11 protein-coding genes are annotated in these 12247 nt (G+C 56.5%); 1 reads left to right on the top strand and 10 read right to left on the bottom strand.

Annotation, left to right across the window (positions count from 1 at the left end; translation table 11 throughout):
- Positions 1-49 precede the first annotated feature (49 nt).
- The 10 genes from deoD to IBT47_RS18110 form a co-directional block, all read right to left on the bottom strand.
- On the bottom strand, positions 50-769 hold the full coding sequence (gene deoD / locus IBT47_RS18155) for a purine-nucleoside phosphorylase (RefSeq protein ID WP_105594813.1): 720 nt from the start codon (positions 767-769) through the stop codon (positions 50-52).
- Between the two features lie 85 nt (positions 770-854).
- Complete coding sequence (deoB, locus tag IBT47_RS18150) at positions 855-2081, bottom strand: phosphopentomutase (protein ID WP_105594814.1); 1227 nt, start codon at positions 2079-2081, stop codon at positions 855-857.
- 63 nt (positions 2082-2144) lie between these two features.
- On the bottom strand, positions 2145-3467 hold the full coding sequence (gene deoA, locus IBT47_RS18145; protein WP_200561974.1) for a thymidine phosphorylase: 1323 nt from the start codon (positions 3465-3467) through the stop codon (positions 2145-2147).
- 1067 nt (positions 3468-4534) lie between these two features.
- Positions 4535-5314, bottom strand: coding sequence for a deoxyribose-phosphate aldolase (gene deoC, locus IBT47_RS18140; protein ID WP_200545106.1), 780 nt, complete (start codon positions 5312-5314; stop codon positions 4535-4537).
- 285 nt (positions 5315-5599) lie between these two features.
- Complete coding sequence (locus IBT47_RS18135) at positions 5600-6376, bottom strand: TatD family hydrolase (protein WP_200561971.1); 777 nt, start codon at positions 6374-6376, stop codon at positions 5600-5602.
- Positions 6373-7419: a patatin family protein gene (locus tag IBT47_RS18130; protein ID WP_200561969.1), complete on the bottom strand. Its 1047-nt coding sequence runs from the start codon at positions 7417-7419 to the stop codon at positions 6373-6375. Before IBT47_RS18130 ends, IBT47_RS18135 begins: the two co-directional genes overlap by 4 nt.
- A gap of 106 nt (positions 7420-7525) precedes the next feature.
- On the bottom strand, positions 7526-7687 hold the full coding sequence (locus tag IBT47_RS18125; protein WP_105594818.1) for a DUF1328 domain-containing protein: 162 nt from the start codon (positions 7685-7687) through the stop codon (positions 7526-7528).
- A gap of 137 nt (positions 7688-7824) precedes the next feature.
- Positions 7825-8436, bottom strand: a complete 612-nt coding sequence (osmY, locus tag IBT47_RS18120) for a molecular chaperone OsmY (protein ID WP_105594819.1) — start codon at positions 8434-8436, stop codon at positions 7825-7827.
- A gap of 316 nt (positions 8437-8752) precedes the next feature.
- Positions 8753-10342 carry a peptide chain release factor 3 gene (prfC, locus tag IBT47_RS18115; RefSeq protein WP_105594820.1) on the bottom strand — a complete coding sequence of 530 codons (1590 nt, stop codon included), beginning with the start codon at positions 10340-10342 and terminating at the stop codon, positions 8753-8755.
- A 106-nt stretch (positions 10343-10448) separates the two neighbouring features.
- On the bottom strand, positions 10449-11096 hold the full coding sequence (locus IBT47_RS18110; RefSeq protein WP_200561967.1) for a DNA-3-methyladenine glycosylase I: 648 nt from the start codon (positions 11094-11096) through the stop codon (positions 10449-10451).
- Between the two features lie 171 nt (positions 11097-11267).
- Between IBT47_RS18110 and yghU the strand changes: the two genes are divergently transcribed.
- The gene (yghU, locus tag IBT47_RS18105) at positions 11268-12119 is read left to right on the top strand and encodes a glutathione-dependent disulfide-bond oxidoreductase (RefSeq protein ID WP_105594822.1); all 852 of its coding nucleotides are present in this window, start codon (positions 11268-11270) and stop codon (positions 12117-12119) included.
- Positions 12120-12247 lie beyond the last annotated feature (128 nt).

The raw sequence follows: 12247 nt of genomic DNA, 5'->3' as shown, positions 1-12247 counted from the left end.
AAGAAAATGGGAAACAGCGAGGCTGGCGAATGCCAGCCTCAGCGGGGAATTACTCTTTATCACCCAGCAGAACCGACTCCAGCGCGATCACAACCATATCGCTGAAGGTCGTCTGGCGCTCGGCAGCAGTCGTCTGCTCGTGAGTGCGGATATGATCGGACACGGTACAAATCGCCAGCGCTTTTGCGCCGAACTCGGCGGCAACGCCGTAGATACCGGCCGCTTCCATTTCCACGCCCAGGATGCCGTATTTCTCCATCACGTCAAACATCTGAGGGTCCGGTGTGTAGAACAGGTCGGCGGAGAAGATATTCCCCACGCGGGCATCTACGCCCAGCGCCTTCGCTGCATCCACGGCGTTACGCACCATATCGAAGTCAGCAATTGCTGAAAAATCGTGGTCTTTGAAGCGCATACGGTTCACTTTGGAATCGGTGGAAGCGCCCATACCAATCACCACATCGCGCAGTTTAACGTCGGCGCGTACCGCACCGCATGAACCTACGCGAATGATTTTCTTCACGCCGAATTCCGTGATCAGCTCTTTCGCATAGATTGAGCAGGACGGAATACCCATGCCGTGGCCCATTACAGAGATTTTGCGGCCTTTGTAAGTACCGGTGTAGCCCAGCATGCCGCGCACGTTGTTCACCTCTACCGCGTCCTGCAGGAAGGTTTCCGCGATATGTTTCGCACGAAGCGGGTCGCCCGGCATCAGAACCACGTCAGCGAAATCACCCATCTCAGCGTTAATATGAGGCGTAGCCATGTTTTAATCCTTATTTATCAGGCCAGGCTGATGCCTGGCCGGTTATGAGTAGTATTACGTGTTGCCGCCCGTTGGAGCGACAGCATTACTTCAGCAGGTTTTTACCGTATTCCATCGGCGACAAGCCAAAATAGCTGGCAACCGTCTGACCAATGTCGGCAAAAGTATCGCTATAGCCCAGATAGCCCGGCTTCACGCCAGGACCATAGATCAGTACAGGGATATGTTCGCGGGTGTGTTCGGTGCCAGCCCAGGTCGGATCGCAGCCGTGGTCAGCGGTGAGGATCAAAATATCGCCCTCTTTCACCAGCGCCATCAGCTCCGGCAGACGGCGGTCAAACAGTTCCAGCCCGCCCGCGTAGCCGGGAACGTCGCGACGGTGACCCCAGGTGGAGTCAAAGTCGACGAAGTTGGTGAACACGATACTGTTATCCGGCGCAGTGGTCATTTCCGTCACGGTGGCGTCAAACAGCGCGTCCAGACCGGTGGCTTTCACTTTTTTAGTGATACCAACGTGCGCATAGATATCGGCAATTTTACCCACCGAAATCACTTCTCCTCCCTGCTCATCCACCAGTTTCTTCAGGATGGTTGGTGCAGGTGGCTCTACCGCCAGATCGTGACGGTTGCCGGTACGCTCAAAGTGCCCGGCCTTATCGCCTACAAACGGACGCGCGATCACGCGGCCAATGTTGTAGCCGCCTTCGGTCAGCACTTCGCGGGCGATTTCACACAGCTCGTAAAGACGATCGAGGCCAAATGTCTCTTCGTGGCAGGCAATCTGGAACACCGAGTCGGCAGAGGTGTAGAAAATCGGCTTACCGGTTTTCATATGCTCTTCGCCCAGCTTGTCGAGGATCACCGTTCCGGACGAGTGGCAGTTACCGAGATAACCCGGCAGGTTGGCTTTTTCCACCAGCAGATCCAGCAGATCCTGCGGGAAGCTGTTTTCCAGATCGCTGAAGTAGCCCCAGTCAAACAGCACCGGCACGCCGGCGATTTCCCAGTGGCCGGACGGCGTATCTTTCCCGGAGGAAAGCTCGCTGGCATAGCCGTAAGCGCCGATGATTTCCGCGTCTTTATCCAGTCCCAGCGGGAATTTACCCGTGGAGGCCTCTGCGGCTTTGCCCAGACCCAGTTTGGTCAGATTAGGCAGGTTTAGCGGACCTTTACGCCCTTTATCGGCTTCACCCTTGAAGCACGCCTCGGCAATGTGTCCGAGGGTATCCGAGCCTTTATCACCGAATTTGTCGGCGTCTTTACTGGAGCCTATTCCAAAGGAATCAAGCACCATAATAAATGCACGTTTCATCCTGATCTCCTGCGCGATTGTCGCGATGAGCGTTAAAAAAATGCGATCAGAACAGAATACCGCTTATTGCGAGATTCTGCGATAGATAACCGGTGTTTTCTCGGGCTGCGTCTCAGACAGCGTGACCGCCGCTTTGACTGCGGCAGCGGCTTCCTGCCAGCTCTCTTCGCTGGAAGCGTGGATCACCGCCAGCGGCTGCTGGCCGTCCACTACCGTGCCAAGGGCCGCGACGCCGCTCAGTCCAACGCTGTAGTCAATACTGTCGCTGGCGCGGCGGCGACCACCGCCCATCGATACGACCGCCATGCCCAGCGCACGAGTATCCATGGCGCTGACAATACCGGTTCGATCGGCGTAAACCGCTTTGCTCAGCATCGGCGCAGGCAAATAGCTGTCCATACGCTCGATAAAATCGGTCGGGCCTTTCTGTGCGGCCACCATGCGGGCAAAGATTTCTGCGGCGCGGCCGTTATCCAGTACGGTCTGCAGTTTGGATTGTGCCTCTTCATCCGACCCGGCAAGGCCACCGGAAATCAGCATCTCGGCGCACAGCGCCATGGTGACTTCCAGCAGGCGTGGGTTGCGGTATTCTCCGGTGAGGAACTGCACCGCTTCACGGACTTCCAGGGCGTTACCGGCGGTCGAGGCCAGTACCTGATTCATATCGGTCAGCAGCGCGGTGGTTTTACAGCCCGCACCGTTTGCTACGCCGACGATCGACTGCGCCAGTAGTTCGGACTGTTCGAAGGTTGGCATAAACGCACCCGATCCCACTTTTACATCCATCACCAGTGCATCCAGCCCTTCGGCCAGTTTTTTCGCCAGGATCGAGGCGGTGATCAGCGGGATCGAATCCACCGTCGCGGTGATATCACGGGTGGCGTAGAAGCGCTTATCCGCCGGGGCCAGCGAGTTGGTCTGGCCGATGATCGCCACGCCAACCTCTTTGATGATCTGCCGGAAACGATCGTCCTGCGGGAAGATATCAAATCCGGGGATCGCTTCCAGCTTGTCCAGCGTGCCGCCGGTGTGGCCGAGGCCGCGACCGGAGATCATCGGCACATAGCCGCCGCACGCGGCGACCATCGGTCCGAGCATCAGTGAGGTCACGTCACCGACACCGCCGGTGGAGTGTTTGTCGACGATCGGGCCGTTGAGGTTCAGCGACTGCCAGTTCAGTACCGATCCGGAGTCGCGCATGGCCATGGTCAGCGCCACGCGTTCCGGCAGCGACATGTCGTGGAAATAGATGGTCATTGCCAGCGCGGCAATTTGTCCTTCAGAGACCGTATTGTCGCGTACGCCGTTGATGAAGAAGCGGATTTCTTCTTCACTCAGCGCCTGTCCGTCACGTTTTTTTCGAATAATTTCCTGTGGCAGAAACACGGTAACCCCCAATAAGTTTAGTGTGGCCGGTATGACGATCGATGCCGATGCCGTTGCCTGCCGGAATAGCGATCTGCGCTGGCTGGCGGCGTCTGTGTCCAGGGCGGGTCCTCGCGCCGCTTTGCGGTGCCTTCACTCCGCTCGTCAGCCTGCCGGACCGGCTCAGACGGCACATCCTTGTGCCGACCGAGCCTTGCGCCCGCGTCCTGCGGGCGCATCCTGGCTTCCTCTCTCCGTTCAGCGCTGCGGATTGCCCACAGACACCGCCAGCCCGCTTAGTTTCGTTAGTGTCGTCTTTGCGAAAACACCGGGTCTGATGTTTGTTTATATGCTGTGTCTGCTGCATCCAGCGTCTATTGCGTTCAATGCTGTGGCCACCAGATTGACACAGCCAGCCCGCGTTGTTCCGTTAGTGTCGTTTTTGTGAAACACCAGACCTGCTGCTTGTTTGAATACTATGTCTGCTGCATCCGGCATCTATTGCGTTCAATTGCTATGCACATCGGATTAACCCGAGCACCAACACCTCCAGCCTGCTTTGTTCCGTCAGTGTCGTCTGCGAAACGCCAGAGCTGATGCTTGTTTGAATACTATGTCTGCTGCATCCGGCATCTATTGCGCTCAATTGCTATGCACATCAGATTAACCCGACCACCGACACCGCCAGCCCGCTTTGTTCCACTGGTTTAGCCGTTGAAAACAGCAATTGGAATGCCTGAGAGTAAAGGGCCTCTGCGGTGGCTTGATGGCAATCCGCAGCGCAGAGGCGAAGGCAGCTGGCCCGGAGACGGCAGCAGGGACGCTGACGTCAGGCAATGCGCGGGCAGGACGTCCGCTCATTGCCGATCCGTAAGGCCGGATGCCGGAGCCGAAGGCACCGCGCAAAGCGCGGCGCGAGGACCGCCATCAAGCCACCGCAGAGGCCCGAAACACCCACGACAACCAAAGCGACTAAAGCGACTAAATCGACTAAACCAACCTTTCGTCCCAAAAGCCTTAACGCTCCAGCCACGACCTGCCGTATCCGCTACGCCAGCAAAACCCGCCCCATCAAAGCGAATACACTATTAATATTTGCTATCGCTGCTCGCCCCGGCAAAACCCGCCGCATTCAGCAGACTGGCCAGCAGGCTCGATGCACCAAAGCGGAAGTGACGCGCGTCAGCCCAGCCGCTGCCGAGAATGTCATCGGCCAGCTTCAGATACAGCGCCGCATCATCGGCAGTGCGCACGCCGCCCGCTGGCTTAAAGCCAACCTGCTGCTGCACGCCCTTCTCGGCAATCACCCGCATCATAATTTCCGCCACTTCCGGCGTGGCGTTCACCGGCACTTTACCGGTTGAGGTTTTAATAAAATCAGCACCGGCATCGATCGCAATCGATGACGCTTTACGGATCAGCGCCGGGTCTTTCAGCTCACCGGTTTCGATAATCACTTTTAACAGCACGCCCGCCGCCGCGCAGGCCTCTTTACAGGCTTTTACCAGCTCAAAACCGACGGTTTCGTTACCGGCAATCAGCGCGCGATACGGGAAAACCACGTCGACTTCATCTGCACCGTAGGCAATCGCAGCGCGGGTCTCCGCCAGGGCAATCTCAATATCATCATTGCCGTGCGGGAAGTTGGTCACCGTCGCGATACGGATTTCAGGAGTGCCCTGCTCACGCAGCGCCTTACGGGCGACAGGAATAAAACGTGGGTAAATGCAGATCGCCGCCGTGTTACCCGCCGGGGATTTCGCCTGATGGCAAAGGGCAATCACCTTCGCATCGGTGTCGTCATCATTCAGCGTGGTTAAATCCATCAGTTTCAGCGCGCGCAGCGCCTGGGTTTTCACATCGGACATGGTTCTCTCCAGAAAAGGGAATTAAGGGTCAGGCCTGACGCAGCATTCACCCTGCAATGTTAGAATAGTAACACTACGATAGAGTAATTTTTGCAGCACAAGTCACAATAAGGCGTTTTATCTTTCAGGATTATTGCATTTAATGTTAGATAAATCACACATTATCCGTGTGCGATCCTTGTCATCGGTCTGTTACAGGCAGCATATCACTGCAATGTTACAATAATAACATTTGGTGTGACGAGGGAAGTGAATTGCGCTGCGCCTGCTATCAGGATAGTTCGTTTACAGGGCAAACAGCGCGCGGGTCGTTTCTCTGATGGTTTCAGCGATCAGTTCGGGGGGTTCAGAACGCAGTTCGCACAGGCTCTGCCAGACGTTTTTCACGCGTTCAGGCCGGTTAGGCTGACCCTGAAAGCCCTGCAGCGGCATATCCGGCGAATCCGTTTCCAGCAGCAGCGAACTCAGCGGCAGGCGAGCGATAGCATTGCGCGTTTTACTGGCGCGGGGATAGGTGATGGTGCCGCCCACGCCGATGGCGTAGCCCGCACGGATAAACGCCAGCGCCTGCTGCTCGCTACCGGCAAAACCGTGGACCACACCACGGCGCGGCACTTCAATGCGGCGCAGATGCTGCGCCAGCCGGTCGTGCGTTCGGCGTGAATGCAGGATCACCGGCAGATCGTAATCACGCGCCAGACGAAGCTGAGCATCCAGCACTGCCTGCTGGCGTTCAAACTGCGGATTCTCAATATACAGATCCAGCCCCATTTCACCCAGCGCCACCAGCTTGCCAGGCCGCTGGCGCAGGATCGCCTCCAGCGCGGCCAGTGCGCTCTCGTCGTGCTCGTCAATCGCCATCGGATGCAGCCCCAGTGCGGCATAGATCGAGGGATGCTCAGCGGCCAGCGCCATAACGCGATCGAAGCGCTCGGCTGACACGCTGACGGCGATAATTTTCTCTACGCCCGCCTCCGCCGCCAGCCGCAGACTTTCCTGCTCATTTCCAACAAACGGAGGAAAGTCAAAATGGCAGTGGGTATCAACAAATTGCAGACTCATGCCAGAGATCCTTTATCCAGTTCGCTGTCAAATCCCGCCGCCGGATCGACAATGATCCCCTGGCGATCGGGTTCGTTTGCCACCGGGGCAGGCGGCACCACGGCTTTCGGATGCAGCTGACTGCCGCCCAGCCACTGGCCGAGCGTGGCGAGGAAATAACGCCCGCAGCGGCGGCCCAGATGATAGTCCTGGTTCAGTGACACCACCCGACTGCCCAGCGCGTTGCTGGCCAGTGCGCGCGGCGGATAAATTTCAATCACACGCAGCCCGCCGGGTGGGGAATCAATAAAGCTCTGGATCTGATGATAGCTATCCTCGTGCAGCTGCAGGATGTTCACCAGCGGCTGGAGCGCACTGTCGCTCAGCCAGCGCTCAATGCGCTTCACCCACTGTGGCGTATAGGTCATCTGCGACGGCACGGTACGGATCACCACAATGGTGTCCGCCCCCAGGCGCGCGGCTTCGCGCACCGGGATCGCATCAGTGATGCCGCCGTCCAGGTAGCTTACGCCGGACAGATCCACCCCATTGCGATACAGGCCCGGGATCGCGCTGGACGCTTTAATAATGTCATGCCAGCTGTCGGCATCGGGCGAAAAGTAGTTCGCCGCGTAGTCGTCGCTGCGGCATGCGCACATATAAAACTCACGGCCGGAGCGGAACAGTTTTTCCCCGGCATCCAGCGCCAGCGGAAACTCCTTGCGGGTGATATCCACCAGCCAGTCGAGATCGATCAGATTGCCGCCGCGCACAAAGCGCAGTGGATTAAAGAACTGGCTGCTGGTGGTGTAGCGGGTGATCACCCGTCGGGCATAGCCGGGCTGACCGCAAACATAGGCAGAAAGATTCTGCGCACCGGCGGAGGTGCCAAGCAGGAGGTCGAAAGGATTGAAGTGAGCACGCTGGAATTCATCCAGTACGCCAGCGGTGAAGATACCGCGCTGCCCACCGCCTTCACACACCAGGGCCATCGTGCCCGGTCGGAAAGGTTTGAGACCCAGCGGCGCGATGTTGCCGAGGGTTATCGGGATGCGTTTGCCCAAGTCAGGTATCCTCTTAACACAAGAACCTCAGAGGATACCTGGTCTCAGTCACGCCCGTAAGGCGCTTTTTGCTTTTTGTTGCAATTCGATTTAATTGTTTCGGCTGCTAGAGCTTCTTACGTCCGGTAAACAGACTTACCAGGAAGATAATAATACCCACGACGAAGACGAGTTTTGCCGCCCACGCCGCAGTACCAGCCAGACCACCAAAACCTAACGCGGCTGCAATCAGCGCGATAACCAGAAAGATAATGCCCCAACGAAACATAAGCTTCTCCTTACCACCAAAGTTGAAATCGAACGGCTTGCATCTCTTCATCATCCGGCATCGGGTTAACCTCCGCCGGAATCAGTCCGGGATGTTTTTCAGCTCAGCAACAGCAGGCTGACTGAATGTCTTCTTTGCTATTTAACGCTCAGATCGTTCTTCACACTTTTTACGCCATCAATGGCTTTGGCAATTCCTTCAGCGCGCTCAGACTGCGCCTGTGTTTTCACCGTACCGGAAAGCTGGACCACGCCGTTGGTGGTTTCAACCTTCACGTTGCGCGACGGCACGATGTCATCTGCTAAAAGTTTAGCTTTAATTTCACTGGTCGTTGCCGCATCACCGGCATAACCACTTACGCTCTGCTTAGTGCTGTCTTTTACATGCAGTTTATCGCTAACGGATTTCACCCCTTCAATTCCCTTCGCAAGCGCGACCGCTTTTTCAGCCTGATCCTGTGAGGACACAAAGCCGCTCAGCGTCACCACGCCGTCATGGGTTTTAACGGAGATATCCGTGCTTTTAATCGCTTCGTCATCTACCAGCGCCGCTTTAACTTTCGCCGTTACGCCGCTGTCATCCATGTAGTTACCGACTTTTTTCATAGAGCTATCGATTTTTGAACCCGCACTGTCGGCAGAGCTTTGCACTTTATTCATCACGGACTCTTCCGCCATTGCAGAACCGCCCACCAGTGCAGAACCTACCAGTACAGCCATCAGAGTTTTAGCAATCTTAGTCTTCATCATCGATTCGTTCCTTTTCGTCTTCATCACTCACAACGGTGAGCTTTTCAGCTACAAACGGCGTAGCTGTAGATTTGGTTTCGGTTGTCCATAACCGTCAATCTTGCAGCAGTCGCTGCCGTCCGTTTTGCGTCCTTTAGAAATAAATATAGTCAGGAATCAGGATTTCACCGGATAAGACGGGAGAATTGATGGCTAAAGCAGCAAAATAGCGGGGTTTTAGGAGTAGTCTGTAACGAAAAAGGGGGACGACCTGCTGTGCAGATCGTCCCCCATTATGATGGTTTCCTGCTAACGAGCAGGTGCGCAAATCCCGGGATTAATGCTCGCGGGTTTTACGGAACACCACGTCAGGATAGCGCTCCTGGGTGATATTCAGGTTGACCATCGTCGGCGCGATATAAGTCAGATTATCACCGCCGTCGAGCGCAAGGTTAACCTCGTTCTTACGCTGGAATTCATCGAATTTCTTCACGTCGCTGCACTCTACCCAGCGGGCGGTAGAGACGTTCACCGATTCGTAAATCGCTTCAACGTTGTATTCGCTTTTCAGGCGCGCAACCACCACGTCAAACTGCAGCACACCCACTGCACCCACGATCAGGTCGTTGTTGTGTACCGGGCGGAAGACCTGCACGGCACCCTCTTCCGACAGCTGAACCAGCCCTTTCAGCAGCTGCTTTTGCTTCAGCGGATCGCGCAGACGAATACGGCGGAACAGCTCCGGCGCGAAGTTCGGAATACCGGTGAACTTCATGTTCTCACCCTGGGTAAAGGTGTCACCAATCTGAATCGTGCCGTGGTTATGCAGGCCGATAATATCGCCCGGATAGGCTTCTTCCACGTGAGAGCGGTCACCGGCCATAAAGGTCAGCGCGTCGGCAATCATCACATCTTTGCCCAGGCGGACCTGGCGCAGCTTCATGCCTTTTTCATATTTGCCGGACACTACGCGCATAAACGCCACGCGGTCACGGTGTTTCGGGTCCATGTTGGCCTGAATCTTAAACACGAAACCGCTGAATTTCTCGTCGGCGGCGGTGACGGTGCGCTGATCGGTTTCACGAGGCATCGGTGAAGGCGCCCACTCAACCAGACCATCCAGCATATGGTCGACGCCGAAGTTACCTAACGCGGTCCCGAAGAAGACCGGCGTCAGCTGGCCTTCAAGGAAGGCCTCACGATCGAACTCGTGGGATGCGCCCTGCACCAGCTCCAGCTCATCGCGCAGCTGCGCGGCCAGGTCTTCACCGATGGCGGCATCCAGATCCGGGTTGTTCAGACCTTTGACGATGCGAACTTCCTGAATCGTATGGCCTTTACCGGTCTGATACAGATAGGTTTCATCTTTGTACAGGTGGTAAACGCCCTTAAACAGCTTGCCGCAGCCAATCGGCCAGGTGATAGGCGCGCAGGCGATTTTCAGCTCGTTTTCCACCTCGTCCATGACTTCCATCGGGTCGCGGATATCACGGTCCAGCTTGTTCATAAAGGTCAGGATCGGCGTATCGCGCAGACGGGTGACTTCCATCAGCTTACGGGTACGATCCTCAACGCCTTTCGCGGCGTCGATAACCATCAGACAGCAGTCCACCGCCGTCAGGGTACGATAGGTATCTTCCGAGAAGTCTTCATGCCCCGGGGTGTCCAGCAGGTTAACCAGGCATTCGCGATACGGGAACTGCATCACGGAGGTGGTGATCGAAATACCACGCTGTTTTTCCATCTCCATCCAGTCCGATTTCGCGTGCTGGCTGGAGCCGCGGCCTTTTACCGTACCGGCAGTCTGGATCGCCTGTCCGAACAGCAACACTTTTTCAGTGATGGTGGTTTTACCGGCATCCGGGTGGGAAATGATGGCAAAAGTGCGGCGACGGGCCACCTCTTGCATAAAGGGTGCATTAGACATGAAGTTCTTCTGAGCCAATTAATCGTTAATGGCCGGCATTTTCGCCGATTCTGCCGTCAGAAACAATGCAGAACGCCGCTTAATCGCCGGAAAGACTCGCCGCTGCTCAACCAGGCCGTTTCAGCCGCCCTCTTTCTGCTTCGCAGATATCGCGCACGCAGCAGCCCTGAAGGTGGTCATTCACCAGCCCCAGCGCCTGCATCAGCGCGTAAGTGGTTACCGGTCCAACCCAGCGCCAGCCGCGTTTTTTTAACGCTCTCGACATCGCTTCCGCTTCCGGCGAAGTGTTATTGCCCTGCCAGTAATGGATATCGACCGTCTGCGGGCGCGCTTCCGGTTTCGGTTCAAACTGCCAGAACCAGGCGGCGAGCGACCCCGCTTCGGCTACCATTTCAATCGCGCGCTGCGCATTGTTGATAGTCGCGAGGATCTTCGCCCGGTTGCGGACGATGCTTTTATCCGCCATCAGCCTGGCGATATCGTCCTCGTTAAAACCCGCCACTTTCTCGAAATCAAACCCGGCAAAGGCCCGGCGGAAATTTTCCCGCTTGTTGTAGATCATCTGCCACGACATGCCGGAATGAAAACCCTCCAGGCAGACCTTTTCAAAGATCAGCCGATCGTCGGTGACCGGCCTGCCCCATTCGTCGTCGTGATAATCGGGCATCTGCGGCTGCCAGTAGCAGCAGGTACGGCCTTGTGCATCAACGATCAGGCCCGTTTCATGCTGCGCATCGTTCTGTTCGTGTTTCATCTTCACCTCAATCCATTACGGTGCTCGTTGCGGATAAACGCCGCTCGGTTAGCAATGCTATATCTAAGCAGCGAAAAATGCGGCATTTGGCTTTTAGCGCGGCCGTCCGCTATTTTTACTTCACCTGCGGCATCACCGCCGATTCACTTCTTAACAAGGGTATATCGCGTTATGAGCACCAACGACTATCAGCCAGCAAAAGTCTGGAGCGAAAATAAGGCGCTGGGCGGCACCTGGGGCAGCATCAACCGTCCGACGGCGGGCGCACGCCACGAGGCCACTCTGCCAACCGGTAAACATCCTCTGCAATTGTACTCTCTGGGTACGCCTAACGGCCAGAAAGTGACGATTCTGCTGGAAGAGCTGCTGGCTCTTAACGAGCAGGGTGCTGAGTATGATGCGCACCTGATCCGTATTGGCGAAGGCGATCAGTTCTCATCCGGTTTTGTTGCGGTGAATCCGAACTCCAAGATCCCGGCGCTGCTGGATACCTCTACCACACCGGCAACCCGGGTGTTCGAGTCCGGCGCCATTCTGGTCTATCTGGCGGAGAAGTTTGGCCATTTCCTGCCAAAAGATCCGGCCGGACGCACCGAGACGCTGAACTGGCTGTTCTGGCTGCAGGGCGCGGCACCTTACGTCGGCGGTGGTTTCGGCCACTTCTATCACTATGCGCCGGTGAAGATCGAATACGCCATCGATCGCTTTACGATGGAAGCCAAGCGTCAGCTCGATCTGCTGGATAAACAGTTGGGTGAGCATCGTTATATCGCGGGTGACGAGTACAGCATTGCTGATATCGCGATCTGGCCGTGGTACGGCACGCTGGTGCAGGGTCTGATGTATGAGGCGGCGGAGTTCCTGGATGCGGCGTCGTACAAGAATGTGGTGCGCTGGGCGGACGAGATTGCGCAGCGTCCGGCGGTGAAACGCGGTCGGATTGTGAATCGTACCTGGGGCCCGGAGGATCAGCAGCTGGCAGAGCGCCATGATGCGTCGGATTTTGCGAAATTGGGGCTATAAGTTGCGGTGAGATCCGTGAACGGGGTGACCGTTTCGGGGCAGGTCGCGGTGGGATCTGCGAATGGGGCTACCGTTACGGGCAGATCGCCGGGTCGCCGTAAACCCCTCCCTGGGGGCTTGGCTGCCGC

The sequence above is a fragment of the Erwinia sp. S43 genome, from assembly GCF_016624745.1.
In the GTDB taxonomy this organism is placed as follows: Bacteria; Pseudomonadota; Gammaproteobacteria; order Enterobacterales; family Enterobacteriaceae; genus Erwinia; species Erwinia coffeiphila.
The sequence above is the reverse complement of the archived record's forward strand: the minus strand, read 5'-3'. Positions and strand labels throughout refer to the sequence as shown.